The following is a 26,441-nucleotide window of genomic DNA, read 5'->3' on the forward strand; positions in this document are numbered from 1 at the left end:
CGTTTGGCCATGCCTAGATAACGCATATGTTAGATATTTGGTTTACTAATCAATATCACGCGGACTTGCGTGACTCGTTGATGACCGAGTGGGAGTGACGGCGCATTCGCGCTGCTGACGCCGCGTCGGCCTGCCGGCGGGCGGGCACAATCGTGCTATGGCGCCGACCCAGTACTGGCTGATGAAGTCCGAGCCCGACGAGTGCTCGATCGACGATGCGCTTGCCGCACCTGATCGCACCGTGCCCTGGACCGGCGTGCGCAACTACCAGGCGCGCAACTTCATGCGCGACGACATGCGTGTCGGCGACGGCGTGCTGTTCTACCATTCCAGTTGTGCCGAACCGGGCATCGTGGGCATCGCGCGCGTGGCCTCGGGCGCCAGGCCCGATCCGACGCAGTTCGATCCCGACTCGCCCTACTTCGACCCGAAATCACAACCCGACGCACCGCGCTGGCAACTGGTCGACGTGCGGGCCGAACGCAAGACGCGCCTGCTCGGGTTGGCGGAACTGCGCCGGGTGCCGGAGTTGGCGCAGATGCAGGTTCTGAAGCGCGGCAACCGCCTGTCGATCACGCCGGTCACGCCGCAGGAGTGGCGGGCGATCGGCGCGCTGCTCGCCCGGTAGGAAGGAAAAAAGCGCAAGGGGCGCCGACGCGCCCCTTTCCGTGCCTTGAGCGTTCTCAGTTCGAGAACGCCGCAATCCCCGTGATCGCCCGCCCCAGGATCAGCGCATGCACGTCGTGCGTGCCTTCGTAGGTGTTCACCACCTCCAGGTTCACCAGGTGGCGCGCCACGCCGAACTCGTCGCTGATGCCGTTGCCGCCCATCATGTCGCGCGCCAAGCGGGCGATGTCGAGCGCCTTGCCGCAGCTGTTGCGCTTGAGGATCGAGGTCAGTTCGACCGGCGCCGTGCCTTCATCCTTCATGCGGCCCAGGCGCAGGCAACCCTGCAGACCCAAACTGATTTCGGTCAGCATGTCGGCCAGCTTCTTTTGGATCAGCTGGTTGGCGGCCAGCGGGCGGCCAAACTGGTTGCGGTCCAGCACATAGGAGCGGGCGCGCTGGTAGCAGTCCTCGGCCGCGCCCAGCGCGCCCCAGGCGATGCCGTAGCGGGCGCTGTTGAGGCAGGTGAACGGACCCTTGAGGCCACGGATGTCGGGGAAGGCGTTTTCTTCCGGCACGAAGACTTCGTCCATCACGATCTCGCCGGTGATGGAGGCGCGCAGGCCGACCTTGCCGTGCACCGCCGGGGCCGACAGGCCTTTCCAACCCTTTTCCAGCACGAAGCCGCGGATCTGGCCGCCGTCGTCCTTGGCCCAGACCACGAACACGTCGGCGATCGGGCTGTTGGTGATCCACATCTTGGTACCGCTCAGGCTGTAGCCGCCATCGACCTTGCGGGCGCGGGTGATCATGCTGCCGGGGTCCGATCCGTGGTTGGGCTCGGTCAGGCCGAAGCAGCCGATCCATTCGCCGGTGGCCAGCCTGGGCAGGTATTTCTGCTTCTGCGCCTCGGTGCCGAATGCGTTGATCGGCACCATCACCAGCGAGCTCTGCACGCTCATCATGCTGCGGTAGCCGCTGTCCACGCGCTCGACCTCGCGCGCCACCAGGCCGTAGCAGACGTAGTTGAGGCCGGCGCCGCCGTACTGCTCGGGGATGGTGGGGCCGAGCAGGCCGAGTTCGCCCATTTCGCGGAAGATGCTCGAATCGGTAGTTTCGTTGCGGAACGCCATCTGCACCCGCGCCAACAGCTTTTCCTGGCAGTAGGCGCGAGCGGCCTCCTGCACCTGGCGCTCGTCCTCGCTGAGCTGGGCGTCGAGCAGGAAGGGGTCTTCCCAGTTGAAGCTGTTCTTGGTGCCGGCCATGGCTTGTCTCCTTGTGTCTGATGGGGGAATTCGGCGATTGTGCAGCCGGCATTAAATAGCTGTCCAATATCAATTAGCGATTCATTGATATAAAATAAGCATCAATGGAGCTGCGACACCTTCGCTACTTCCTGGCCCTGGCGGACGAACTGCACTTCGGCCGCGCGGCGCGGCGCTTGTCGATCAGCCAGCCGCCACTGACGGTGGCGATCCAGCAACTGGAAGCCGAGATCGGCACGCCGCTGTTCCTGCGCAGCAGCCGCGAGGTGCAGTTGACGGCCGCCGGCGAGGCGCTGGTGCCAGCTGCCCGGTCGGCGCTGGAGCAGGCAGCACAGGCACTGCATGCGGCGCGTGATGCCGCCAGCGGGCAGACCGGCCGCCTGCACGTGGGTTTTGCCGGCACCATGCTGTACCGTGGCCTGCCGCAGATGCTGCGGCGCTTTCGTGTCGATCATCCGCGGCTGCAGCTCAGCTTGCGCGAACTCAGCTCCAGCGAGCAGATCGTGGAGCTGCAGCATGCGCGGCTGGACGCCGGTTTCGTCCACGTTTCGCGCGCGCCGGAGGGCCTGGCGCAGCTGCTGGTGTCCAGCCAGCCCTTTGTCGCCTGCGTGCCGGCGGAGCACAAGCTGGCGCGCCGGCGCACGCTGCCGATCCTGGCGCTGGCAGGAGAGCCATTTGCGTTGATTTCGCGCAGCGTCTCGCCCGATTACCATGCACGCATCGTCAACGCGTGCCAGGCGGCCGGGCTGCAGCAACCGCCGTTGCACGAGTTGCAGCACTGGCTGAGCGTGGTGTCGCTGGTGGCGCAGGGGCTGGCGGTGGCGCTGGTGCCGGCGGCGCTGCAGCAGGCCGGGCTGCACGGTGCGGTGTTCGTGCCCGTGCAGGATCCGCAGAGCAGCTTGCCGCGCTACGAAACACGCTGCCTGTGGCAGCCGGCGCGCGACCTGCCGGCCTTGGGGTTGTTCCTGCAGGCGGTGCGGGCGGTGGCCGAGGGCGGCTAGCATGGCTGGAAAAGGAGTGCGAATCATGACTGGCGACAAGCAAACCATCGTGCTGGCCGGCGGCTGCTTCTGGTGCACCGAGGCGGTGTTCAAGGAGGTGCGCGGCGTGCTCGACGTGGAAAGCGGCTACAGCAACGGGCAGGAAACCGCGCCCACCTACGAGCAGGTTTGTACCGGCCATACCGGTTGCGCCGAGGTGGTGAAGCTCGAGTACGACCCGGCGCAGGTCAGTACCCGGCAGTTGCTGGAAATCCTGTTCGCCACCCACGACCCGACCACGCTCAACCGCCAGGGCCACGACGTCGGCACCCAGTACCGCAGCGGCATCTACTTCAGCACGCCGGCACAGAAGGCTGTGGCTGACGAGCTGATCGACGAGATGGGCCGCGACAAGCTGTTCGGCGCACCCATCGTGACCGAGGTCGAGCCACTGGCCAACTACTTCGCGGCCGAGGACTACCACCAGGATTTCTTCGAGCGCAACCCGCACCAGGGTTATTGCATGGCGGTGGCGGCGCCCAAGGTGGCCAAGTTCCGCAAGACCTTCCGCGACCTGGCGAAAGCCTGACGCGTCTACTGGCTCGTCACTGGCTGCGCAGCAAGCCAGTCTGAAGGCTGCGGAGCAGGCCGTGCCAAGCCGCCGTGACCGGGGTTCTCTCGGCCTCCAGCAGCGTCCTCCTTCGGGGGAAGGCGCCGCAGGCGACTCAGGGGGGAATCATTTCGTGCCGAAGATTCGATCCCCCGCATCGCCGAGGCCCGGCAGGATGTAGCCATGCTCGTTCAGCTCACGGTCGACGGCGGCGGTGTAGATCGGCACGTCGGCGTGGGCGGCGTGCAGGGTGCGGATGCCTTCGGGCGCGGCCAGCAGGCACAGGAACTTGATCGAGCGCGCTCCCGAAGTCTTGATCTTGTCGATCGCCGCGACCGCCGAGTGGCCGGTGGCCAGCATCGGGTCGACCGCGATGACGTCGCGCTCGGCCATGTCGGTGGGCATCTTGTAGTAGTACTCGATCGCCTGCAGCGTCTCGGGGTCGCGGTACAGGCCGACGTGGCCGACGCGGGCGTTGGGCACCACGCGCAGCAGCCCGTCGAGCATGCCGTTACCGGCGCGCAGGATGGAGGCGAACACCAGCTTCTTGCCGTCGATCATCGGGCTGCGCATGGTCTCCAGCGGGGTCTCGATCTCGACCAGCTGGGTCGGCATGTCGCGCGTGATCTCGTAGGCCATCAGCATGGCCAGCTCGCCGAGCAGGGTGCGAAAGCTGGTGCTGCTGGCCTGCTTGTTGCGCATCAGCGTGAGCTTGTGCTGCACCAGCGGATGAGTGATGTGGTGGACGCGCGCGGCGGCTTGGTTCGGCATGGCGTGGCTGGCTTCGGCGGTTCTTGTTGGTTCGAGAGGACGGGGTTGGGTTTGTCTTGACCCGTGCTCAGCGCCGCCTGCCGCCAATCAGGCTGCCGAGCGCGCCGCGCAGCAGCTCGCGGCCCATGCGGCGCATCTCGCCCTTGACCACGTTCTGCACCAGGCCGTCGTACTGGCCGCCGCGCGGGCCGGTGCGGCCGAACAGCGCTTCCTTGCCCCACTTGAGTGCATCGCCCACCAGGCCGCCATCCTCGGTCGGCGCGCCTTCCTTGCCGGCTGCCGCGCCACCCGGCGTGCCTTCCTGCGCGCCGCGCCGGGCCAGCATCTCGTAGGCGGATTCACGGTCCACCACCTGATCGTAGGTGCCGGCCACCAGCGAGTTCTTGATCAGTTCGGCGCGCTGGGCCTCGGTGATGGGGCCGATCTGGCTGCCGGGTGGGATCACGTAGACGCGCTGCGTGATGCCCGGGCGGCCTTTCTCGTCCAGGAAGCTGACCAGCGCCTCGCCGGTGCCCAGCTCAGTGATGGCGCTGGCGATGTCGAGCTGCGGGTTGCCGCGCATGGTCTCGGCCGTGGCCTTGACGGCCTTCTGGTCGCGCGCGGTGAAGGCGCGCAGCGCGTGCTGCACGCGGTTGCCGAGCTGGGCCAGCACGCTGTCGGGCACGTCGATCGGGTTCTGGGTGACGAAGTAGACGCCAACACCCTTGGAGCGGATCAGCCGCACCACCAGCTCGATGCGTTCCAGCAGCACCTTGGGCGCGTCGGTGAACAGCAGGTGCGCCTCGTCGAAGAAGAAGGCGAACTTCGGCTTCTCGGGATCGCCAATCTCGGGCAGGCGCTCGAACAGTTCCGACAGCAGCCACAGCAGGAAGGTACCGTACAGGCGCGGCGACTGCATCAGCCGGTCGGCCGACAGGATGTTGATGACGCCCTTGCCGGCCACGGTCTGCATCATGTCGTCGAGATCGAGCATCGGCTCGCCGAAGAACCTGTCGCCGCCCTGGCTCTCCAGTGCCAGCAGCCCGCGCTGGATGGCGCCGATGCTGGCCGTGCTGACGTTGCCGTACTCGGTGGTGAACTGCTTGGCGTTGTCACCCACGTAGGTCAGCATGCTGCGCAGATCCTTCAGGTCCAGCAGCAGCAGGCCGTTGTCGTCGGCGATCTTGAACACCAGGTTCAGCACGCCGGTCTGGGTGTCGTTCAGGTCCAGCATGCGCGCCAGCAGCAGCGGGCCCATGTCGGAGATCGTCGCCCGCACCGGGTGGCCCTGCTCGCCGAACACGTCCCACAGCGTCACCGGGCAGCTGGTCGGCTCGGGCAGCGGCAGGCCGCGATCCTTCAGGATGCCGGCCATCTTGCTGCCGATGCTGCCGTTCTGGCTGATGCCGGTGAGATCGCCCTTGACATCGCTCATGAACACCGGCACGCCAATGGCCGAGAATGACTCGGCCAGCTTCTGCAGGGTCACCGTCTTGCCCGTGCCGGTGGCGCCCGTGATCAGCCCATGGCGATTCGCCAGGCCGGGCAGGATGCTGGTTTCGATGTCGCCGTGCCTGGCGATGAGGATGGGATCGGCCATGTCGCTGGGTGCTGAGGGTGCCAAAAGTAGAATGGTCACATTATCCGGGCAGTCATAAGGAGACAGCAGTTTCATGGCGGGTCACAGCAAATGGGCCAACATCCAGCACCGCAAGGGGCGGCAGGATGAGAAACGTCAACGCATCTGGACACGCGTGGTGCGCGAGATCATGGTGGCGGCGCGCGCCGGTGGTGGCGATCCGACGACCAACCCGCGCCTGCGGCTGGCGATCGACAAGGCCAAGGCCGCCAACATGCCGGCCGACACCATCAAGCGCAACGTCGACAAGGCCACCGGCAACCTCGAGGGCGTGAACTACACGGAAATCCGCTACGAAGGCTACGGCACCGGTGGCGCCGCCATCATCGTCGACACCATGACCGACAACCACGTGCGCACCGTGGCCGAGGTGCGTCACGCCTTCAGCAAGCACGGCGGCAACCTGGGCACCGAGGGTTCGGTGGCGTTCCAGTTCAAGCACGTGGGACAGATCATCTTCGCGCCCGGCACCGACGAGGAGCAGGTGATGGAACTGGCGCTGGAAGCCGGCGCCGACGACGTGATCACCGACGACGATGGGGTCATCGAGGTGCTGACCGAGCCGGGCGAGTTCGAGGCCGTCAAGAGCGCGCTGGAGGATGCCGGCCTGACCGCCGAGGTCGCCGAGGTCACCATGCGGGCGGAGAACACCATCGACCTGGCCGGAGACGATGCCGAGAAGATGCAGAAGCTGATCGACGTGCTGGAAGACTTGGACGATGTGCAGGCGGTGTACCACAACGCCAACGTGGAGCTGGCCTGAGCGCCATCATGCGGGCTGCGCTGCCGCTGGCAGGACGACCGGCTTGAGCCAGATCCTGAAGCCGGTCCACGGGCCAGCATCCCCCCTTCTTGAAGTGAATCGATGAAGATCCTCGTCATCGGCGGCGGTGGCCGCGAACACGCGCTGGCCTGGAAGCTGGCGCAATCGCCCAAGGTCCAGCAGGTCTATGTCGCACCCGGCAACGGCGGTACGGCGTTGGCGCCCGAACTGAAGAACGTGCCGATCACCGACCTGGTGGCGCTGCGCGAATGGGCGCTGGCCGAGAAGATCGCACTCACCGTGGTCGGCCCCGAGCAACCACTGGCGGCCGGCGTGGTGGACGACTTCCGCGCCCACGGCCTGCGCATTTTCGGCCCGACCCGGGCGGCGGCGCAACTGGAAAGCTCCAAGGCCTTCAGCAAGGATTTCATGCAGCGCCACGGCATTCCGACCGCGGCTCATGAGACTTTTAGCGAGCCGGCTGCAGCGCACGCCTACGTCGACAGGCTGGGTGCGCCCATCGTCGTCAAGGCCGATGGCCTCGCGGCGGGCAAGGGTGTGGTGGTGGCGCAGACGGTGGCCGAAGCGCACGCCGCCATCGACGACATGCTGGGCGGCAACACGCTGGGCGTGGCGCACAACGAAGGCGGCGCGCGCGTGGTGATCGAGGAATTCCTGCAGGGAGAGGAAGCCAGCTTCATCGTCATGTGCGACGGCAAGAACGTCGCTGCGCTGGCCAGCAGCCAGGATCACAAGCGCCTGCGCGATGGCGACGAAGGCCCCAATACCGGTGGCATGGGCGCCTACTCGCCGGCGCCGGTGGTCACGCCCGACGTGCACGCGCGGGTGATGCGCGACATCATCCTGCCGACGATCCGCGGCATGGACAAGGACGGCATCCCGTTCACCGGCTTCCTCTACGCCGGCCTGATGATCGATGCAGATGGCAGGCCGAAGACGCTGGAATTCAACTGCCGCATGGGCGACCCCGAGACGCAACCGATCCTGATGCGGCTGAAGTCCGACCTGGTCGACGTCATGCTGGCCGCCACATCGGGCAAGCTCGACGAGGTGGAGCTGCAGTGGGACCGCCGCGTCGCGCTCGGTGTGGTGCTGGCGGCCGGCGGCTACCCGCTGGAGCCCAGGAAGGGTGACGCGATCACCGGTCTGCCGCAGGCGCAGGACGATGTAGTGGTGTTCCATGCCGGCACCGTGGGCGAGGGCGACCGGCTGCTCACCTCGGGCGGTCGCGTGCTGTGCGTCACCGCGCTGGCCGACTCGGTCAGGCAGGCGCAGACCAGGGCCTACGACGTGGCGCGCGGCATCCATTTCGACGGCGTGCAGTACCGGCGCGACATTGGTCACCGCGCGGTGAGGGCCAATGGCTGAGGTCGTTCGCGCATGGCGACTGGCGGCAACCCGTCATTCCTGCGCACGCGGGAATCAGGAATCGATTCCAATCGATTCCACCCTCAATCGACATTGGCAATGACAAGAGCTGACCCCCCCGTGGTGCGCGACTACCTGATCGGCCTGCAGCAGCGCATCACCGACACCATCGAATCACTCGACGGCCAGGCCAGGTTCCTGCGCGACGACTGGCACAAGGCGCCGGGCGAGCCGCTGCAGGGCGACGGCATCACCAAGATCCTGGAAGGCGGCGCCGTGTTCGAGCGCGCCGGCGTCGGTTTCTCGCACGTGCGCGGACCCAGGCTGCCACCCTCGGCCACGCAGCAGCGGCCCGAGCTGGCCGGCGCGCCGTTCGAGGCCATGGGCGTGTCGCTGGTGTTCCACCCGCTGAATCCCTACGTGCCGACGGTCCACATGAACGTGCGCATGATCGCGGCCGGCCACCCGGGCCAGGCGCCGGTGTGCTGGTTCGGCGGCGGCATGGACCTGACGCCGTACTACGGCTTCGACGAGGACTGCCAGCACTTCCACCGTGTCTGCCGCGATGCCTGCGCGCCCTTTGGCGACGACAAGTACCCGCGCTTCAAGCAGTGGTGCGACGAGTACTTCTTCAACAAGCACCGGGGCGAGCCGCGCGGCATCGGCGGCATCTTCTACGACGACTTCGCAGAAGGCGGAAACGACAATGGTTTTGCGCTGATGCGCTCGGTGGGCGACGCCTTCCTCGACGCCTACGTGCCGATCGTGCAGCGCCGGCAGGGCATGGACTGGGGCGAGCGCGAGCGCGAGCACCAGCTCTACCGCCGGGGCCGCTACGTCGAATTCAACCTGGTCTGGGACCGTGGCACGCACTTCGGCCTGCAGTCGGGTGGCCGCACCGAATCGATCCTGCTGTCGATGCCGCCGCTGGTGCGCTGGCAGTACCAGCACCAGCCGGCGCCGGGCACGCCGGAGGCTCGCCTGACCGAGTATTTCCTCGTGCCACGCGCATGGGTCTGAGCGCGGCTGCAACGCCACGGGGCCCACGCCCACCCGCTGCACCGCCGCGCATCGGCGTGTTCGGCGGCGCCTTCGATCCGCCGCATGATGCGCACGTCGCGCTGGCGCGCGCGGCCATCGCGCAGCTGCAACTGGACCGGCTGCACATCGTTCCGACCGGCGACGCCTGGCACAAGGTGCGGCCGCTGAGCCCCGGCGTGCATCGCCTGGCCATGTGCCGCCTGGCCTTTGCCGAACTGCCGCAGGTGGTGGTCGACGAGCGTGAACTGCGGCGCGACGGCCCGACCTACACCATCGACACGCTGCGCGAGCTGCAGGCCGAGAACCCGGGCGCCGAGCTGTTCCTGCAGATCGGCGCCGACCAGGCGCTGAGCTTTCACAGCTGGCGGCAGCCCGAGGCCATCCTCCGCATCGCCACGCTGTCGATTGCCGTCCGGCCCCACGGCACGGCGACCGCGGGCGCGTTCAACCCCGATGACCCGTTGCCTGGGCTGGCGGTCGAGGGCGCGTCGGTGCGCCTGCTGAAGCTGCCCGCCATGCCGCACAGCGCGACCGAAGTGCGCCGCCGCGTGGCCGCGGGCTTGTCAGCGGATCATCTGGTCCCGGCGCCTGTGGCCGGGTATATTGCCGAACATCACCTTTATCAGAACCCTCGATGAGCGAAGCCGCCGCCAAGAAAGACATCCAGAAACTCCAACGCGCCATCGTCGATGGCCTGGAAGACGTCAAAGCCCAGGACATCCGCGTGTTCAACACTGAACACCTGACGCCCTTGTTCGAGCGCGTGATCGTCGCCAGCGGCACCTCCAACCGGCAGACCAAGGCACTGGCCGCCAGCGTGCGCGACAAGGTGCGCGAGGGCGGTTTTGCCAAGCCGCGCACCGAGGGCGAGGACAACGGCGAATGGATCATCGTCGACTGCGGCGCGGCGGTCGCGCACATCATGCAGCCGTCGATCCGCCAGTACTACAACCTGGAGGAAATCTGGGGCGAGAAGCCGGTACGGCTGAAAGGCGCCGCAGCGAAGGCCGCGGCCAAGCGCGCCGCGGCGGCCAGGAAGATGGCCGCACCGGCGGCCAAACCGGCGGCTCCGGCCACCAGGGCGACCACGGCCAAGCAGGCCGCCGCGACCACGGCCACGGCCACGGCCAAGACCACGGCCACGGCCAAGACAGCGGCCAAACCGGTGCCGGCCAAGAAAACCTCGGCGAAGAAGACCCCAGCCAGGCAGGTGGTTCGCAAGACAAGTGCCCCGCCCGCGGCCAAGTCGGCCGCCACCGCGCCCGCCCGCAAGACCAGCGCGTCGACGCCGGCGCGTCGGGTGGCGCCACGCCGCACCGATGCCGACCTGCCGACCGTGGTGGTGAACAAGCCTACGGGCCGCAAGACCGCTGCCGCCAGTGCCAGGACCACGGCCGCGCCCGCGGCGCGCAAGTCGGCTCCGCGCACCGGTCGCTGAGTCCGGGCCATGAAGCTGATCGTCGTGGCCGTCGGCCAGCGGGTGCCCGATTGGGCGCAGGCGGCGTGGGACGACTACGTCAAGCGCTTTCCGTCCGAGCTGAAGGTCGAGCTCAAGACCGTCAAGACCGAACCGCGCGTCGGCGGCCGCACCACCGAGCAGGTGAAGGCGGCCGAGCGCCAGCGTCTCGAGGCCGCCGTCCCCAAGGGCGTGCGCCTGGTTGCGCTGGACGAGCACGGCACCTCGCTGACTACGGTGGCGCTGGCGGCGCGCGTGCGCCAGTGGCAGCTGGGCGGCGCCGACGTGGCCCTGATCATCGGTGGGCCCGACGGGCTCGACCCGCTGCTGCTGCAGGCGGCCGATGAGCGCATCCGCGTATCCGACCTGACGCTGCCGCACGCGATGGTGCGGATGCTGCTGGTCGAGCAGCTGTACCGCGCCTGGTCCATCAACGCCGGGCACCCGTATCACCGCGAGTAGCGCGGGCCGGCGGGCTGCGTCCGCCTAAGATGCCGTGATGGCCGAGTTCATCTATCTCGCTTCGCAAAGCCCGCGCCGACGCCAGCTGCTGGAGCAGATCGGCGTGCGTCTTGAGTTGCTGCTGCCGGGCGACGCCGACGCCGCCGAGGCGCTGGAATCTGAACGCGCGGGCGAAGCGCCCGCGGCCTATGTGCGTCGCGTCACGCGGCTGAAGCTCGATGCCGCGGTGCAGGCCCTGCACGTGCGCCGCCTGCCGCCGGCGCCGCTGCTGTGCGCCGACACCACGGTGGCGCTGGGCCGCCGCATCCTGGCCAAACCGCGTGATGCGGATCATGCGGCGCGCATGCTGCGCCAGCTGTCGGGCGGCACGCACCGGGTGCTCAGCGCGGTGGCCCTGCGGTGGGGTGACTGGCGTGGCGAGGCGCTGAGCACGTCGCGGGTGCGCTTCGCGGTCTTGAGCGACACCGACATCGCCGATTACATCGCCAGCGGCGAATGGGACGGCAAGGCCGGCGCCTACGCGATCCAGGGTCGAGCCGCGCGCTTCATCGAACACATCAGCGGCAGCTACAGCGGCATCATGGGTCTGCCGCTGTTCGAGACCGCGGCGCTGCTGCGCCAGGCCGGCTGGCGCTGAAACGAGAACCAAGGGACATGCAACAGGACATCCTGATCAACTGGTCGCCGCAGGAAACGCGGGTGGCCGTCGTCGAGCATGGCGCGGTGCAGGAGGTGCACGTCGAGCGCACGCTCGAGCGCGGCCTGGTCGGCAACGTCTATCTGGGCAAGGTGGCGCGCGTGCTGCCCGGCATGCAGTCGGCTTTCATCGACATCGGCCTCGAGCGCGCCGCCTTCCTGCACGTGGCCGACCTGTGGCAGCGCCCGCTGGAAGGCGAATCGCTGCCGGCCAACCGCCATGGCACACCGACCCGGCCGATCGAGAAGCAGGTCTTCGAGGGCCAGACGCTGATGGTGCAGGTGATCAAGGACCCGATCGGCAGCAAGGGCGCGCGTCTGTCGACGCAGATCAGCATCGCCGGGCGCATGCTGGTGTTCCTGCCGCAGGACGATCACATCGGCGTGTCGCAGAAGATCCCCGCAGAGCAGCGCGAGGTGCTGCGCCAGCGTGTGCAGCAGCTGGCCAGCGCCGGCGTGCCAGATGGCAAGACCGGCGGCTTCATCCTGCGTACCAACGCCGAGGACGCCTCGGACGCGGAACTGACCGAGGACATCGCCTACCTGCGCAAGGCCTGGTCACGCATCCGCGAGGCCTCGGTGCGGCAGCCGCCGACCAGTGTGCTGCACCAGGACCTGAACCTGCTGCAGCGCGTGCTGCGCGACCTGACGGCCGAGCACACGCAGTCGATCCGCATCGATTCGAGCGAGCAGTTCCACGCCCTGATGGCCTTCGGACGCGAGTTCATGCCGGCCGCTGCCGCCCACCTGCAGCACTACCGCGGCGAGCGGCCGATCTTCGACCTGTATTCGGTCGACGAGGAGATCGGCAAGGCGCTGGGCCGCCGGGTCGACCTGAAGTCGGGCGGCTACCTGGTGATCGACCAGACTGAGGCGCTGACCACCATCGACGTCAACACCGGCGGCTTCGTCGGCGCGCGCAACTTCGACGACACGGTGTTCAAGACCAACCTGGAAGCGGCGCAGGCGATCGCGCGCCAACTGCGGCTGCGCAATCTGGGCGGCATCGTCATCCTCGACTTCATCGACATGACGCAGCCCGAGCACCAGCAGGCGGTGCTGGCCGAGCTGCGCAAGCAGCTGGCGCGTGACCGCGTGAAGACGCAGATCGGCGGATTCTCGGCGCTGGGCCTGGTCGAGATGACGCGCAAGCGCACGCGCGAGTCGCTGGCGCAGCTGCTGTGCGAACCCTGCGAGCAATGCCAGGGTGCCGGCCGCGTGCGCACCGCACGCACCGTGGCCTACGACGTGCTGCGCGAGATCCTGCGCGAGGCGCGCCAGTTCGACCCGAAGGAGTTCCGCATCGTCGCCTCGCCGGCCGTGATCGAGATGCTGCTGGACGAGGAAAGCCAGCACCTGGCGGGGCTGTCGGACTTCATCGGCAAGCCGATCTCGCTCCAGGCTGAAGACGCACTGGGGCCTGACCAATACGACATCGTGTTGTTGTAAGAGCGTCCCCCTGACGCGCTGACGCGCCTTCCCCCGGAGGGGACGCAGCCAGTGCCCGGCGCAGGTCCGGGCACGACTGCCGCTGGCCTGGCCTGCTCCACGGCCATTGGAATCAGGAGGGATCGCCGGCCTCGGCGGGATCGGCATGCGGCGCGGTCGCGGTCGCGGTCGCGGTCGCCGGCATGCTGTGCAGCCGCGCATACAACCCACCGGCACGCGTCAGCTCGGCGTGCGTGCCCTGCTCGACGATGCGGCCGCGTTCCATCACCACGATGCGGTCGGCATGCTCGATGGTGGACAGGCGGTGTGCGATGACCAGGGTGGTGCGCCCGGCCATGGCGCGTGCGATGGCCTGCTGCACCAGGCGTTCGCTCTCGGTGTCGAGCGCCGAGGTGGCTTCGTCGAGCAGCAGCACCGGTGCGTCCTTGTAGAGCGCGCGGGCGATCGCCAGGCGCTGGCGCTGGCCGCCCGACAGCTGGGTGGCGTTGTGGCCCAGCACGGTGTCGATGCCCTGCGGCAGCGTGGCGACGTGGGCCGCCAGGTTGGCGTCGTCGAGGCAGCGCTGCACGCGTGCGCGGTCGGGCTCGCTGGCGCCCAGGGCCACGTTGGCGGCCACGCTGTCGTTCAGCATCACCACGTCCTGGCTGACCAGCGCCAGTTGCGCACGCAGGCCCGCCAGCGGCCAGTCCGTCAGGTCACGGCCGTCCAGCAGCACCTGGCCGCTGGTCGGCAGCACGAAGCGCGGCAGCAGGTTGACCAGGGTGGTCTTGCCGGCGCCCGACGGGCCGACCAGGGCCACGGTCTCGCCTGCGTGCACCTGCAGGTCGATGCAGCTCAGCGCCGGCGCACTGTCGTCGGCGTAGGCCACGCTCACCCGGCGCAACTCGATGTCGCCGCGCGCGCGTTCAACCGGTTCGGTGTCGGCGGCGCTGGCCTCGGGCAGCACCTCGGCCATCAGGTCGAGCCCACGCTCGAGCGCCGTCAGCCCGCGCGTCACCGGGCCGACCACGTCGGTCAGGCGGCGCAGCGGCTGGATCAGCATCAGCATGGCGCCGATGAAGGCGACGAAGCCACCCACGGTGACGGCGCGCCCGCCGCTGCTCTGACCCTGGTACAGCGCGATGCCGATCACCACCGACAAGGCGATGGCGGCCGCCATCTGCGCCAGCGGCATGGCGCCGGCGGAGGCGCTGGCGGCCTTGATCGAGAGGCCGCGCAGCCGGTGGCTCAGACCGTGAAAGCGCTCGGCCTGCCGCGCCTGCGCGCCGTGCAGCCGCACCATGCGGTGCGCCAGCACGTTTTCCTCGACCACGTAGGCGAGCTGGTCGGTGGTGGTCTGGGCCTGGCGCGTATAGCGGTACAGGCGCCTGGACATGGTCTTCATGATCAGGCCGACGATCGGCACCAGCACCAGCACGATCAGCGTCAGCGACCAGTTGAGAAACAGCAGGAAGCCCATCAGCGCCACCACCGTGAAGGTGTCGCGCGCCAGGTTGAGCAGCGCGGTGACCAACAGGGTCGAGCCGGTCTGCACCTCGTAGACGATGGTGTTCGACAACTGGCTGGCCGACTGGCGCGAGAACAAGGACAGCTCGGCCGTCAGCAGGCGGTCGAACAGCTGCCGGCGCAGCTTGACCATGCCCTCGTTGGCCACGCGCGCCAGCGCGTACTGGCTGGCGAAGTGGGCGAAGCCGCGCAAGGCGAACAGGCCGACGATGGCCAGCGGCACCACCCAGATCGGCAGGCTGCCTTGGGTAAATCCCTCGTCCAGCAGCGGCTTGAGCAGCGCCGGTACCGAGGCCTCGGTGAGTGCGCTGACCAGGGTGCCGACGATGGCGATGATCCAACCCAGCCGGTACTCGCTGAAGTAGTCCCACAGGCGCAGCAGCCGCACCTTCAGGGGGCGCTGCGCCGAGGGTGAGGCGGGCGAGGCCTGGGGCGTGGATGCGGGCGTGGCGCTGGGCATGTTCCGGGCGATTCTACGAAGGCGTCCGGGAACTTCCGGCGCCGGGCCGCGGACAAACGCACAGTTTGAAACCCGGCTTCAAGCAAGCTTGTTAATATTGCTGACCAGAATCACAGGGCAATGCCGTAGCTGCCCGACCTGCGTCCATGACTGCTTCCTCCGACGATCCAATCTCCCCCGACTGGCGGCGCCGCGCCCTGCTGGGCGCCCTGGCCGCAAGCTCCTCCATCCCCGCCTGGGCGCAGTTCCGCGTCGAGGTATCCGGCGTCGGCCTGACGCAGTTGCCGATCGCGCTGGTGCCGTTCCGCAGCGAGGACGCCTCGCCGCAGAAGATCAGCGCCATCGTGCGCGCCGACCTCGAGCGCAGCGGCCTGTTCCGCTCGGTCGACCCGAGCGGGCAGTCGATGGACGAGACCACCCGGCCCGACATGTCGGTGTGGCGCCAGCGCACCGCCGACGCGCTGGCCGGCGGCAGCGTGACGCGGCTGGCCGACGGCCGCTACGACGTGCGCTTCCGGCTCTGGGACGTGGTCAGGTCGGCCGACCTGGGCGGCCAGGGCTACGTGGTGCCGCAGGCCGACCTGCGGCTGGCGGCGCACAAGATCGCCGACTACATCTACGAGAAGCTGACCGGCGAGAAGGGCGTGTTCTCGACCCGCCTGGCCTACGTGACCAAGGCCGGCAACCGCTACACCCTGTGGGTCGCCGACTCCGACGGCGAGAACGCGCAGGCGGCGCTGTCCAGCCCCGAATCCATCATTTCGCCGACCTGGTCGCCGAACGGCAACCAGCTTGCCTATGTGTCGTTCGAGTCGCGCAAGCCGGTCATCTACGTGCACGACGTCGCCACCGGGCGGCGGCGCCTGCTGGCCAACTTCCGCGGCTCCAACAGCGCGCCGGCCTGGTCGCCCGACGGCCGCCAGCTGGCGGTGACGCTGTCGCGCGACGGCGGCTCGCAGCTGTACCTGATCAGCGCCGGCGGCGGCGAGCCGCGCCGCCTGACGCAGTCGCAGAGCATCGACACCGAGCCGGCCTTTTCGCCCGACGGCGGCACCATCTACTTCGTCAGTGACCGTGGTGGAGCGCCGCAGATCTACCGCATGTCGGCCAGCGGCGGTCCGGTGCAGCGCGTCACCTTCAGCGGCGGCTACAACGTGTCGCCGTCGGTCAGCCCGGATGGGCGCTATCTGGCCTATGTGTCACGCACTGGCGGTTATCGCCTACACGTGATGGAACTGGCTTCCGGTAACGTGACGGCTGTCACCGACACGGCGGAGGACGAGAACCCCAGCTTTGCACCCAACAGCCGCTTGATCGTGTACGCCACCCGCCAGGGCGGCCGCGAGGCGCTGATGACGACCACCGTCGATGGCCGCATCAAGGCCCGACTGGCCGGACGCGGCGGTGAGATCCGGGAGCCGTCCTGGGGGCCGTACCAGCCTTGAACACCAGCCGGTCAGGCCAGCGGCTGGCGGGGTCGGCGACTTGGATTTCCTTTGCTTGGATCAGGAGAACAGAAAATGATGAAACGCTATCTGATGGTTGCGGCGCTGGCGCTGGTGCTGGCTGGCTGCGGCTCCAATGTCAAGCTCGATCCGCCGATCGAGGGCAGCCCGACGACCGGTGTCGGCGCAGCGGGTGCCGGCGACGGCGCGGCGGCCGGGCAGGGTGTCGGCCAGAGCACGGTGACCCAGGTGCAGGCGGGTGGCGCCGGCGCCGATGCCCAGGGCCCGGTGGGCATCAGTCGCGTGATCTACTTCGACTTTGACAGCTTCACCGTCAAGCCCGAATACCAGGGCCTGGTCGACCAGCACGCGCGCTTCCTGCAGTCCAACCGCGCGCGCAGCGTGTCGCTGGAAGGCCACACCGACGAGCGTGGCAGCCGCGAGTACAACCTGGCGCTGGGCCAGAAACGTGCCGAGGCGGTGCGCCGCGCGCTGACCCTGGTGGGCGCGGCCGACGCGCAGATCGAGGCGGTGAGCTTCGGCGAGGAAAGCCCGGCCGTGGGTGGCGCCAGCGAGGACGCCTACTCGCAGAACCGCCGCGTCGAGCTGCGCTACCGCTGATTGCGCGCCGCGATGCTGAGGACTTCGTTTCGTGCGCTGACGCTGGCGGTCGCCGCCTTGGTCATGGTGCCGGCGGCGCAGGCGCAACTGTTCGGCGACGACCAGGCGCGCCAGGCCATTCTGGACCTGCGCCAGCGCTTCGATCAGGCGGTGGAAGCACAGAACCGCCTGGTCGACGAGAACACGCAGATGCGCCGCAGCCTGCTCGACCTGCAGCAGCAGATCGAGTCGCTGCGTGGTGAGCTGGCGCGCTCGCGCGGCCAGGAGGAACAGGTGACGCGCGAGCTGTCCGAGCTCAAGCGCGGACAGACCAGCAGCCAGCAGACGCTGGAAGAACGCGTGCGCAAGCTCGAGGCCGATGCCGCCGCGCGTGCCAGCGCCGCCACCGATCCGGCTGCGGCGGGGCCGACGACGCCCAGCGAGCCAATTGCCAGCGGCAGCGAGCGGCAGGAATACGACGCCGCGATGGCGAAGTTCCGCGACGGCGATTTCAAGGCCGCGCAAAGCGGCTTTGCCGGCTTCATCAAGCGCTATCCGCGCAGCGGCCTGGCGCCGTCGGCGCTGTTCTGGCTCGGCAATGCGCAGTACGCCACGCGCGACTACAAGGAAGCCATCACCAACTTCCGCTCGCTGCTGACGGCCTCGCCCAGCCACCAGCGCGCGCCGGAGGCGATGCTGTCCATCGCCAACTGCCAGATCGAACTGAAGGACACCAAGGCCGCGCGCGAAACGCTCGACTCGCTGATCAAGACCTATCCGCAGTCCGAGGCGGCGGCGGCGGGACGTGAGCGCTTGGCGAGGCTGAAGTGACAACCCCCTGAGCGGCTGACGCCGCTTCCCCCTTCTCTCGCTGCGCTGCGCTTCGCGGGAAGGGGGACAACGCCAGTGGCCGGCGCAGGTCCGGCCACGGCGTTCGCTGGCTTGGCCTGCTCCGCGGCCATTCGATCCGTCCCCACTGATAGCCCTGCGGGATCGTGAAACCAGCTATATAATGCGCAGTTCCCTTGCCGCACCCCGAACCGACGCCGGGGGCGGCTTATCCCATCCACAAGGAGATTCAATGCGTCATTACGAAATCATCTTGCTGATCCACCCGGATCAGAGCGAGCAGGTTCCGGCCATGCTGGAGCGCTACAAGGGCATGATCACCGCCGGCGGCGGCAAGATCCACCGCGAGGAAGACTGGGGCCGGCGTCAGCTGGCCTACCAGATCAACAAGCTGGCCAAGGCGCACTACCTGTGCCTGAACATCGAGGCCGACCAGGCCGTGATGGGCGAGCTCGAGCACGCCTTCCGCTTCAATGATGCCGTGCTGCGCCACCTGACGGTGCAGAAGAAGAAGGCCGAGACCGGTCCCTCGTCGATGATGAAGACCGTCGAGCGGGAAGAGGCCCGCAAGGCCCAGCAGGCGGAAGCCAGCCACTGACGGCGCGCCGCGCGGCTTGCCTGAAGCGGTGAACCAGGTCCGCCTCAGCGCCCGCATCGTCGAACTGGGGGCGACACGCCACACACCCGCCGGGGTGCCCGCACTGGATCTGCAGCTCGAACACGAGTCCCGGATCGAGGAAGCGGGGCAGACCAGGCAGGTCGGACTGGCCCTCAAGGCGGTTGCGCTGGGCGCTCTGGCCGAGAGGCTGGGCAGGCAGGCGGTGGGGTCGAACTGGTGCTTCACCGGTTTTCTCGCCAGCCGGCGCAACAGCAAGCAGGTGGTTTTCCACATCCAGGATTTTCAGCAAGATCAGTTTCAAGGAGCCTCTTAAATGGCCACGTTCAAGAAATTCAACAAGGACCGGCGTCCCAAGCGCAACACGCAATCGCTGCTGTTTCGCCGCAAGCGCTTCTGCCGCTTCACGGTGGCGGGTGTCGAGGAGATCGACTACAAGGACGTCGACACGCTGCGCGATTTCATCGCCGAGAACGGCAAGATCGTGCCTGCGCGCCTGACCGGCACGCGCGCCATCTACCAGCGCCAGCTCAACACCGCCATCAAGCGCGCGCGCTTCCTGGCGCTGCTGCCCTACACCGACCAGCACCGCGTCTAAAGAAGGAGCACACCATGCAAGTCATTCTTCTGGACAAGGTCGTCAACCTCGGCAACCTGGGCGAGATCGTCAAGGTCAAGGACGGCTACGCCCGCAACTTCCTGATCCCGAGCGGCCGCGCGCGCCGCGCCACCGCCGCCGCCAAGGCCGAGTTCGAGGCGCGCCGCGCCGAACTGGAAAAGCAGGCCGCCGACAAGCTGACCGCCGCGCAGGCGGTGGGCGAGAAGCTCAATGGGCAGACCATCAAGCTGACCCAGAAGGCCGGCGTCGATGGCCGCCTGTTTGGCTCGGTCACCAACCACGACATCGCCGACGAGCTGAAGAAGCAGGGTTTCGACGTGCACAAGTCGCAGGTGCGCCTGCCGACTGGCCCGATCAAGACCGTCGGTGACACCACGGTGCAGGTTTCCCTGCACACCGACGTGGATGCCGAGATCACGGTGGCGGTGTACGGCGAAACCGCCTGACCGGCCGCGCTCCGCTGCAAAGCCGCCCACCGGGCGGCTTTCTTCTTTTTCGCCCGCCGTTGTCAACAGGCTGCGACCGGCAACCTACCGCCGCTGCACCGCTTGTCCACAGGCTTGTCCCATGACAAGACCGGGCCAAGCGCGTAGCATGACCGCCTGCCCCTGCCGTACCCTGATCGATGTCCTCCGTTTTTCCACCCAGCTACGCCGATCTGGGCGACGACCTGCCCACCGACCGCCAGATCGCCCAGCTGCGCATCCCGCCGCACTCTATCGAGGCCGAATCCAGCGTGCTGGGCGGCCTGCTGCTCGACAACGAGGCCTGGGACCGGGTCGGCGACCTGCTGATCGATTCCGACTTCTACCGCTACGAGCACCGCCTGATCTACGCCGTGGTCGGCAAGCTGATCAACGAGACCAAGCCGGCCGACGTCATCACCGTGTTCGAGGAACTGCAGCGCCAGGGCAAGGCCGATGAGGTCGGCGGCCTGCCGTACCTGAACTCGCTGGCGCAGTACGTGCCGAGCGCCAGCAACATCCGCCGCTACGCCGAGATCGTGCGCGAGCGCTCGGTGCTGCGCAAGCTGGTGACGGCCAGCGACGAGATCGCCACCAGCGCCTTCAACCCGCAGGGCCGGGCGGTGGACAAGATCCTTGACGAGGCCGAGGGCAAGATCTTCAAGATCGGCGAAGAGGGCTCGCGCATGAAGCAGGGCTTCCAGCCGATGGACAGCCTGGTGGTCCAGTTGCTGGACCGCGTGCAGGAAATGGCCGACAACCCGAATGACGTCACGGGCGTGCCGACCGGCTTCTACGACCTCGACCGCATGACCGCCGGCCTGCAGGCGGGCGACCTGGTGGTGCTGGCGGCGCGGCCGTCGATGGGCAAGACCGCGTTCGCCATCAACATCGCCGAGCACGTGGCGCTGAACGAGGGCCTGCCGGTGGCGGTGTTCTCGATGGAGATGGGCGCCTCGCAGCTGGCGGTGCGCATCGTCGGCTCGATCGGCCGCATCGACCAGAGCCACCTGCGCACCGGCAAGCTGACCGACGAGGAGTGGCCGCGCCTGACCGAGGCCATCGAGCGGCTGCGCAACGTCAGCCTGCACATCGACGAGACGCCCGGCCTGACGCCGTCCGAGCTGCGCGCCAACGCGCGCCGGCTGGCGCGCCAGTGCGGCAAGCTGGGCCTGATCGTGGTCGACTACCTGCAGCTGATGAGCGGCAGCAGTTCGGGCGACGAGAACCGCGCTACCGAGCTGGGCGAGATCTCGCGCGGCCTGAAGGCCCTGGCCAAGGAACTGCAATGCCCGGTGATGGCGCTGTCGCAGCTCAACCGCAGCGTGGAACAGCGCACCGACAAGCGCCCCATGATGAGCGACCTGCGCGAATCCGGCGCCATCGAGCAGGACGCCGACATCATCATGTTCATCTACCGCGACGACTACTACAACAAGGATTCGCGCGAACCCGGTGTGGCCGAGATCATCATCGGCAAGCAGCGCAATGGCCCCACCGGCACCGTCAAGCTCACCTTCCTGAAGCCGCTGACCCGCTTCGAGAGCCTGGCGATCGGCAGCAGTGACGATTTCTGATCTTTAGTCTTTAGCGACGACCACAACCGCTGGCACCAATCGAGAGGCCGCGGAGCAGGCCAAACCAGCGAACGCCGCGGACGGACCTGCGCCGGCCGCTGGCGTTGTCCCCCTTGCGAAGCAAAAAGGGGGAAGGCGCGTGAGCGCTCAGGGGGTTACATCACTTTCGCGATCGACTGGCATACGTAGTCGATGTTCCCGCTGTTCAGCGCCGCCACGCACATGCGGCCGGTGTCGGTGCCGTAGACACCGAACTCGCTGCGCAGGCGCACCATCTGGTCCTTCGACAGGCCCGAGTAGCTGAACATGCCCACCTGCGTGGTGATGAAGCTCATGTCCTGCTTGACGCCCGCGGCCTTCAGGCCGTCCACCAGTGCCTGGCGCATCGCCTTGATGCGGGTGCGCATGCCGGCCAGTTCTTCTTCCCACTGCGCGCGCAGCTTGGGGTCTTCCAGCACCAGGGCCACCACCGCGCCGCCGTGCGTGGGCGGGTTGCTGTAGTTGGTGCGGATCATGATCTTGAGCTGGCTCAGCACCTTGGCCGCCTCTTCCTTGCTGGCGCACACCACCGACAGGGCGCCCACGCGCTCGCCGTACAGGCTGAAGCTCTTGCTGAACGAGGTGGAGACGAAGATGTCGAGCCCCGCCGCCACGAACTGGCCGACCACCGCGCCGTCTTCGGCAATGCCTTCGGCGAAGCCCTGGTAGGCCATGTCCAGGAAGGCCGTCAGCTTGCCCGCCTTCACCACCTCGATCACCTGCGCCCATTGTTCAGGCGTGATGTCGTAGCCCGTCGGGTTGTGGCAGCAGGCGTGCAGCACCACGATGGTGCCGGGCGCGGCGGCCTTCAGGTCGGCCAGCATGCCGTCGAAGTTCAGGCTGCGCGTGGCGGCGTCGTAATAGCGGTAGGTGCCCACCTCGAAGCCCGCCTGAGTGAACAGCGCGCGGTGGTTCTCCCAGCTCGGGTCGCTGATCAGCACCTTGGCGTTGGGGCTGAGCTTCTTCAGAAAGTCGGCGCCGATCTTCAGGCCGCCCGTGCCGCCCAGCGCCTGCACCGTGGCCACGCGGCCCTGCTGCACGACCTCGGAATCGGCACCGAACACCAGCTTCTTCACCGCGTTGTCGTAGGCGGCAATGCCGTCGATGGGCAGGTAGCCGCGCGGCTTGGGCGCGTCCATCAGCGCTTTCTCGGCGGCCTGCACGCAGGCCAGCAGCGGCAGCTTGCCGTTCTCGTCGAAGTACACGCCCACGCCCAAGTTGACCTTGTTGGGGTTGGTGTCGGCGGCAAACTGCTCGTTCAGACCCAGGATCGGGTCGCGGGGGGCCATTTCGACGGCGGAGAAGAGGGACATGGGTTGGCCTATGGACAAAAGAAGAAAGAAGTGGTTGATTTTAGGCGTTGGCAAGAGCACGCGGCTGTGCGACGGTGGCTACCGGCTCTGGTTCTCAGCTTTCTAATCACACGGCCCGAAAGCCCAGGCGGGTTTATCGGTGGAGCTATTGAAAATGAAGTGGTTGAAGTGGCATCGCCTCCACCGCCGCCAGCGCGATGTCCGGCTGCGGTGGCCGTGCCATCAGCGTATCGAGCGGACTGGGCACGCCGCCGGCCACCTTCAGCACGTGGGTATAGACCATGGTGGTGCTCACATCCGCATGGCCCAGCAGTTCCTGCACGGTGCGGATGTCGGCGCCGCGCTGCAACAGATGCGTGGCAAAACTGTGGCGCAGCGTGTGCGGGCTGGCCGGTTTGGTCACGCCCGCGGCCCGCATGGCGCGGTTCAACTGCCGCCTGAACGTGTCGGCATAACCGTGGTGGCGCCGGCGCACGCCACTGCGCGGGTCGGTGGACAAGGCGGCCTGCGGAAACACCCAGCACCAGGCCCAGCTCTCGCCCGCGCGGGGGTACTTGGCCGCCAGCGCGTGTGGAAGTTCCACCCCAGGCACGCCATCGGCGCGGTCTTGCGCCCACAGCGCGTGCACGCGAGCCAGCTGCGCATGCACCGGCTCGCGCAACGTGGCCGGCAGCATCACCACCCGGTCCTTGCCGCCCTTGGCCTCGCGCACCACGATGGCGCCGTGCTCGAAATCCACGTCCTTCACCCGCAGCCGCAAGCCTTCCATGACCCGCATACCTGTGCCGTACAGCAACTGCGCCAGCAGCAACGCGCTGCCCTCCAGGCAGGCGAACGTGCGCCGCAATTCGTCGGCTGTGAGCACCACGGGCAGGCGCCGCACCGCGCGCGGGCGGCCAATCTCGGCCAGCCACGGCAGATTGATCTTCAGCACTTCGCGGTACAGAAACAGCAATGCTGCCAACGCCTGCCTGTGCGTGGCCGGCGAGACCTGCCGCGCCTCGGCCAGATGCGTCAAGAAAGCCTCCACTTCCGGCGCACCCATCTCCCGTGGATGCCGCAAGCCGTGGAAGCGAACGAATGCCCGCACCCAGTGCACGTACACCTTCTCCGTGGCCAGCGCGAAGTGCCGATAGCGCGCTGCGGCACGCACCTGATCCAGCAACCTCGGTGGAGTAGGTGTTATACTGTTCACAAAAACAGTATAAACGCTTGTGCTGAGTCTTGGCAAGCGTTACGATGTATGCATCGCAGCGGCTTGGGATGTCGGTTTAACAGTTATGCTGCGGATATGCGATTTAAATCACGTTGGGCATCACAACAGGCTCGCCCATGAACGTCGGCGGTTCCTGCATCGGTGCTGCGGCGCGGCACGCTGCGCGGTACTCGTCCAGCAGCGCGTGCGCTTCGTTCCATGTGCCGGTCGGGTCCAACAGCGCACACTCCAGCATCACGGCCAACCTGTGCGCGTATGCACTTCCGACCTCATGCAGCGCCAGTGCCTCGCGCATCGTTTCAAGCTCGGCGCGGCAGGCTTGCAGGGGTGTCGGCTCGGGTGGCTTGCGCTTCCCGTCGGCGTCGAACCTTTGCGGCGCGCACGTAGGGCATTCCTGCCAGTGTTCGCATTTGCATCGTCGCGTCATGTCGTCTCCAGTGATGCCTAACTGTCGCTTCAAGCGGACGGCCTACGGCCGCCGCTTAAGCTGGCGTTATGCGTCACCGAACTCGCCGCGCAGCATTGCGGCCTCGATTTCCTGCACGTTCACCTGTGCGCCTTCGGCCTTTGCCGTCTGGATGCCATACCGCTTAAGGTCTTTGTCGAGCATCTGCCCGAGCAAATGCCGCGCAGTTTTTACGCGGTCATCCGCCGTGGTCACATGCCACAACCAGCCCCACGCAATCGCCGCCGTGCTCTTAGCTGCGTCAGTCTGCACGTCATCGCTTCCTTTGTGGCAAAAGCCGAGCATCCCAAGGTACGCGGCCAGGTCTTGGCGTCGAAACTCAACAACCGCTTCGCTCTCATCCTCTCCTTGCTCCAGCAGGTATTGCCCAAACTGCTTCGCTTCGTCCCACTCTTTTTCTGTCAGGTCCATGTCCTTCTCCAAAGTTACGCATAACCCGTCATTCCACCGGACGGGCGATAAAGCCGCCCGCCTGTGAATTCAGGCGTTGGGCATCACAACAGGCTCGCCCATGAACGTCGGCGGTTCCTGCATCGGTGCTGCGGCGCGGCACGCTGCGCGGTACTCGTCCAGCAGCGCGTGCGCTTCGTTCCATGTGCCGGTCGGGTCCAACAGCGCACACTCCAGCATCACGGCCAACCTGTGCGCGTATGCACTTCCGACCTCATGCAGCGCCAGTGCCTCGCGCATCGTTTCAAGCTCGGCGCGGCAGGCTTGCAGGGGTGTCGGCTCGGGTGGCTTGCGCTTCCCGTCGGCGTCGAACCTTTGCGGCGCGCACGTAGGGCATTCCTGCCAGTGTTCGCATTTGCATCGTCGCGTCATGTCGTCTCCAGTGATGCCTAACTGTCGCTTCAAGCGGACGGCCTACGGCCGCCGCTTAAGCTGGCGTTAGCTTGCACCGGTAGCCAAGGATGTTGACTAAGGACGATGTTCTCCGAGAGATTCGCCGAATCGCTGCCGAAAACGGCGGCGTGGCGCCAGGAAGGATTGCGTTCTTCGATGCGACAGGCATCCGCGAGTCCGACTGGAGTGGGCGCTGGTGGACAACGTGGGGTGCGGCGGTGCGCGAAGCGGGTCTCGAGCCGCAGCGGCTGAACACTCGCTTGGATGACGAACTCGTGCTCGCCGCTGCCGCTGGCATCGTCCGAAAGCTTGGTCGCTTCCCAACCTCTGCAGAAATTCGTTTTGAATGCAATGCGGATCCTGCGCTTCCGAGCCACAACACGTACCGTCGATTCGGCGGCTTGGGCGCGCTCCGAACTAGACTCCGAGAATTCGCTGCTGAGCAAGGACTTGCCGACGTTGCAGTCACGATTGCAGACCAGCCGGGGGAGCCCGTCGCCGCCGTTGCAGTTTTGGGCGGTGAAGGTGCGCAAGTATCAACCGAAGGATTCGTCTACCTCATTAAGTCGGGCCGGCACTTTAAGATCGGTAAGGCCAATTCGGTCGAGGTGCGACACCGTCAGCTGAAGATCCAATTGCCGCAGGCCGCCGAGGTGGTTCACAGAATCAAGACGGACGATCCATACGGCATCGAGTCGTACTGGCACCGCCGTTTCGCAGACAAGCGACTCAACGGGGAGTGGTTCGCTCTATCGGCTGAGGACGTAAAGGCGTTCAGGCGTAGGAAGTTCATGTGATTTACGCAATGCCAGCTAACCAGCCAATCAACCAGACCTGCCTTCGGCAGGCCGGTTATCGGCGACGTTAGGCGCCACAGCATGCGTCTCTGGTCATTGCACCCAAAGTATCTCGACCCGCAAGGTTTAGTCGCCTTGTGGCGGGAGTCGTTGCTGGCTAAAGCAGTCCTCCGTGGTGAAACTCGCGGATACACCAATCATCCGCAACTGGAGCGGTTCAAAGCGCATACTCAGCCAAGGTTCGCTATCAACTCCTACCTTGCAGCGATACATGCCGAGGCCACGGAGCGCGGCTATGCTTTTGACCCGTCCAAGATTGGGCCGGTTCGCACGGTGCAGCCAATTCCAGTCAGCACCGGGCAACTCGCGCTTGAGTGGGGTCACTTGCAGCGCAAGCTGGCAACTCGCAGCCCTGCCGTGCTGGCTCGTTGGAGTGACCTGGCCTCACCAGCCTGTCACCCGCTATTTCGGCAACAGCCGGGATCGGTGGCATCATGGGAGCGGGCGTCGGGTGGCGCCTAACAA

The 26,441-nt window shown here is 67.1% G+C and carries 30 protein-coding genes; 21 read left to right on the forward strand and 9 right to left on the reverse strand.

What is annotated here, in order from left to right; genetic code table 11:
- Nucleotides 1–157 precede the first annotated feature (157 nt).
- Entirely contained in the window at nucleotides 158–628 is a 471-nt protein-coding gene (locus PK606_RS08800) for an EVE domain-containing protein (RefSeq protein ID WP_324562900.1), read from the forward strand.
- Nucleotides 629–683: 55 nt separating this feature from the next.
- Here PK606_RS08800 and PK606_RS08805 read toward each other — a convergent pair whose 3' ends face one another.
- Nucleotides 684–1,871: an acyl-CoA dehydrogenase gene (locus tag PK606_RS08805; RefSeq protein ID WP_324562902.1), complete on the reverse strand. Its 1,188-nt coding sequence runs from the start codon at nucleotides 1,869–1,871 to the stop codon at nucleotides 684–686.
- A 104-nt stretch (nucleotides 1,872–1,975) separates the two neighbouring features.
- On the opposite strand from PK606_RS08805, the gene PK606_RS08810 reads away from it, so the two are divergent.
- Together PK606_RS08810 and msrA are read left to right on the forward strand one after the other, a co-directional pair.
- Nucleotides 1,976–2,872, forward strand: a complete 897-nt coding sequence (locus PK606_RS08810; RefSeq protein ID WP_324562904.1) for a LysR family transcriptional regulator — start codon at nucleotides 1,976–1,978, stop codon at nucleotides 2,870–2,872.
- A gap of 25 nt (nucleotides 2,873–2,897) precedes the next feature.
- On the forward strand, nucleotides 2,898–3,440 hold the full coding sequence (gene msrA, locus PK606_RS08815; protein ID WP_324562906.1) for a peptide-methionine (S)-S-oxide reductase MsrA: 543 nt from the start codon (nucleotides 2,898–2,900) through the stop codon (nucleotides 3,438–3,440).
- A gap of 147 nt (nucleotides 3,441–3,587) precedes the next feature.
- Here the strand turns inward: msrA and upp are convergent, their stop codons facing one another.
- Together upp and PK606_RS08825 are read right to left on the reverse strand one after the other, a co-directional pair.
- Complete coding sequence (upp, locus tag PK606_RS08820; RefSeq protein WP_324562908.1) at nucleotides 3,588–4,232, reverse strand: uracil phosphoribosyltransferase; 645 nt, start codon at nucleotides 4,230–4,232, stop codon at nucleotides 3,588–3,590.
- 67 nt (nucleotides 4,233–4,299) lie between these two features.
- Complete coding sequence (locus PK606_RS08825) at nucleotides 4,300–5,811, reverse strand: helicase HerA-like domain-containing protein (protein ID WP_324562910.1); 1,512 nt, start codon at nucleotides 5,809–5,811, stop codon at nucleotides 4,300–4,302.
- A gap of 73 nt (nucleotides 5,812–5,884) precedes the next feature.
- On the opposite strand from PK606_RS08825, the gene PK606_RS08830 reads away from it, so the two are divergent.
- From PK606_RS08830 to rng, 8 genes are all read left to right on the forward strand, one after another.
- The gene (locus PK606_RS08830) at nucleotides 5,885–6,613 is read left to right on the forward strand and encodes a YebC/PmpR family DNA-binding transcriptional regulator (RefSeq protein WP_324562912.1); all 729 of its coding nucleotides are present in this window, start codon (nucleotides 5,885–5,887) and stop codon (nucleotides 6,611–6,613) included.
- A 102-nt stretch (nucleotides 6,614–6,715) separates the two neighbouring features.
- On the forward strand, nucleotides 6,716–8,002 hold the full coding sequence (gene purD / locus PK606_RS08835) for a phosphoribosylamine--glycine ligase (RefSeq protein WP_324562914.1): 1,287 nt from the start codon (nucleotides 6,716–6,718) through the stop codon (nucleotides 8,000–8,002).
- Between the two features lie 99 nt (nucleotides 8,003–8,101).
- Nucleotides 8,102–9,022, forward strand: a complete 921-nt coding sequence (gene hemF, locus PK606_RS08840; RefSeq protein ID WP_324562916.1) for an oxygen-dependent coproporphyrinogen oxidase — start codon at nucleotides 8,102–8,104, stop codon at nucleotides 9,020–9,022.
- Complete coding sequence (gene nadD / locus PK606_RS08845) at nucleotides 9,013–9,681, forward strand: nicotinate-nucleotide adenylyltransferase (RefSeq protein ID WP_324562917.1); 669 nt, start codon at nucleotides 9,013–9,015, stop codon at nucleotides 9,679–9,681. Before hemF ends, nadD begins: the two co-directional genes overlap by 10 nt.
- A complete protein-coding gene (rsfS, locus tag PK606_RS08850) occupies nucleotides 9,678–10,481 on the forward strand; it encodes a ribosome silencing factor (protein ID WP_324562919.1) in 804 nt (267 codons plus the stop codon). Before nadD ends, rsfS begins: the two co-directional genes overlap by 4 nt.
- 9 nt (nucleotides 10,482–10,490) lie before the next feature.
- Nucleotides 10,491–10,961, forward strand: a complete 471-nt coding sequence (gene rlmH, locus PK606_RS08855; RefSeq protein ID WP_324562921.1) for a 23S rRNA (pseudouridine(1915)-N(3))-methyltransferase RlmH — start codon at nucleotides 10,491–10,493, stop codon at nucleotides 10,959–10,961.
- 37 nt (nucleotides 10,962–10,998) lie between these two features.
- Nucleotides 10,999–11,598 (forward strand): Maf family protein, encoded by a 600-nt coding sequence (locus PK606_RS08860; protein ID WP_324562923.1) that lies wholly within the window; start codon nucleotides 10,999–11,001, stop codon nucleotides 11,596–11,598.
- A gap of 17 nt (nucleotides 11,599–11,615) precedes the next feature.
- Entirely contained in the window at nucleotides 11,616–13,106 is a 1,491-nt protein-coding gene (rng, locus tag PK606_RS08865) for a ribonuclease G (RefSeq protein WP_324562925.1), read from the forward strand.
- A 112-nt stretch (nucleotides 13,107–13,218) separates the two neighbouring features.
- On the opposite strand, the gene msbA is transcribed toward rng, so the two are convergent.
- Complete coding sequence (gene msbA / locus PK606_RS08870; RefSeq protein WP_324562927.1) at nucleotides 13,219–15,072, reverse strand: lipid A export permease/ATP-binding protein MsbA; 1,854 nt, start codon at nucleotides 15,070–15,072, stop codon at nucleotides 13,219–13,221.
- Between the two features lie 146 nt (nucleotides 15,073–15,218).
- On the opposite strand from msbA, the gene tolB reads away from it, so the two are divergent.
- From tolB to dnaB, 8 genes are all read left to right on the forward strand, one after another.
- Nucleotides 15,219–16,517, forward strand: coding sequence for a Tol-Pal system beta propeller repeat protein TolB (gene tolB / locus PK606_RS08875; RefSeq protein WP_324562929.1), 1,299 nt, complete (start codon nucleotides 15,219–15,221; stop codon nucleotides 16,515–16,517).
- A gap of 75 nt (nucleotides 16,518–16,592) precedes the next feature.
- Nucleotides 16,593–17,138, forward strand: coding sequence for a peptidoglycan-associated lipoprotein Pal (pal, locus tag PK606_RS08880; RefSeq protein WP_324562930.1), 546 nt, complete (start codon nucleotides 16,593–16,595; stop codon nucleotides 17,136–17,138).
- 12 nt (nucleotides 17,139–17,150) lie between these two features.
- Nucleotides 17,151–17,948 (forward strand): tol-pal system protein YbgF, encoded by a 798-nt coding sequence (gene ybgF, locus PK606_RS08885; RefSeq protein ID WP_324562932.1) that lies wholly within the window; start codon nucleotides 17,151–17,153, stop codon nucleotides 17,946–17,948.
- A gap of 250 nt (nucleotides 17,949–18,198) precedes the next feature.
- A complete protein-coding gene (gene rpsF, locus PK606_RS08890) occupies nucleotides 18,199–18,564 on the forward strand; it encodes a 30S ribosomal protein S6 (RefSeq protein WP_324562935.1) in 366 nt (121 codons plus the stop codon).
- Nucleotides 18,565–18,592: 28 nt separating this feature from the next.
- Entirely contained in the window at nucleotides 18,593–18,898 is a 306-nt protein-coding gene (priB, locus tag PK606_RS08895) for a primosomal replication protein N (RefSeq protein WP_324562937.1), read from the forward strand.
- Complete coding sequence (gene rpsR, locus PK606_RS08900; protein WP_324562940.1) at nucleotides 18,899–19,180, forward strand: 30S ribosomal protein S18; 282 nt, start codon at nucleotides 18,899–18,901, stop codon at nucleotides 19,178–19,180.
- 14 nt (nucleotides 19,181–19,194) lie between these two features.
- Nucleotides 19,195–19,647 (forward strand): 50S ribosomal protein L9, encoded by a 453-nt coding sequence (gene rplI, locus PK606_RS08905; protein ID WP_324562942.1) that lies wholly within the window; start codon nucleotides 19,195–19,197, stop codon nucleotides 19,645–19,647.
- A 179-nt stretch (nucleotides 19,648–19,826) separates the two neighbouring features.
- Nucleotides 19,827–21,242 (forward strand): replicative DNA helicase, encoded by a 1,416-nt coding sequence (dnaB, locus tag PK606_RS08910; RefSeq protein ID WP_324562944.1) that lies wholly within the window; start codon nucleotides 19,827–19,829, stop codon nucleotides 21,240–21,242.
- Between the two features lie 155 nt (nucleotides 21,243–21,397).
- Here dnaB and PK606_RS08915 read toward each other — a convergent pair whose 3' ends face one another.
- The 5 genes from PK606_RS08915 to PK606_RS08935 all read right to left on the reverse strand — a co-directional run bounded on the left by PK606_RS08915 (nucleotide 21,398) and on the right by PK606_RS08935 (nucleotide 25,098).
- The gene (locus PK606_RS08915) at nucleotides 21,398–22,594 is read right to left on the reverse strand and encodes an amino acid aminotransferase (RefSeq protein WP_324562946.1); all 1,197 of its coding nucleotides are present in this window, start codon (nucleotides 22,592–22,594) and stop codon (nucleotides 21,398–21,400) included.
- Nucleotides 22,595–22,739: 145 nt separating this feature from the next.
- Nucleotides 22,740–23,789, reverse strand: a complete 1,050-nt coding sequence (locus PK606_RS08920; RefSeq protein ID WP_324562948.1) for an integron integrase — start codon at nucleotides 23,787–23,789, stop codon at nucleotides 22,740–22,742.
- A gap of 103 nt (nucleotides 23,790–23,892) precedes the next feature.
- The gene (locus tag PK606_RS08925; RefSeq protein WP_324562951.1) at nucleotides 23,893–24,237 is read right to left on the reverse strand and encodes a hypothetical protein; all 345 of its coding nucleotides are present in this window, start codon (nucleotides 24,235–24,237) and stop codon (nucleotides 23,893–23,895) included.
- A gap of 66 nt (nucleotides 24,238–24,303) precedes the next feature.
- Nucleotides 24,304–24,687: a hypothetical protein gene (locus PK606_RS08930; RefSeq protein ID WP_324562953.1), complete on the reverse strand. Its 384-nt coding sequence runs from the start codon at nucleotides 24,685–24,687 to the stop codon at nucleotides 24,304–24,306.
- A 69-nt stretch (nucleotides 24,688–24,756) separates the two neighbouring features.
- Entirely contained in the window at nucleotides 24,757–25,098 is a 342-nt protein-coding gene (locus tag PK606_RS08935) for a hypothetical protein (protein WP_324562955.1), read from the reverse strand.
- 89 nt (nucleotides 25,099–25,187) lie between these two features.
- Here PK606_RS08935 and PK606_RS08940 point away from each other — a divergent pair, with 89 nt between their 5' ends.
- Together PK606_RS08940 and PK606_RS08945 are read left to right on the forward strand one after the other, a co-directional pair.
- Nucleotides 25,188–25,916, forward strand: a complete 729-nt coding sequence (locus tag PK606_RS08940; RefSeq protein ID WP_324562957.1) for a GIY-YIG nuclease family protein — start codon at nucleotides 25,188–25,190, stop codon at nucleotides 25,914–25,916.
- Nucleotides 25,917–25,997: 81 nt separating this feature from the next.
- Nucleotides 25,998–26,438: a pyrimidine dimer DNA glycosylase/endonuclease V gene (locus PK606_RS08945; RefSeq protein WP_324562959.1), complete on the forward strand. Its 441-nt coding sequence runs from the start codon at nucleotides 25,998–26,000 to the stop codon at nucleotides 26,436–26,438.
- Nucleotides 26,439–26,441: the final 3 nt, after the last annotated feature.

The organism is Ottowia sp., assembly GCF_035444425.1.
GTDB lineage: Bacteria > Pseudomonadota > Gammaproteobacteria > Burkholderiales > Burkholderiaceae_C > Ottowia.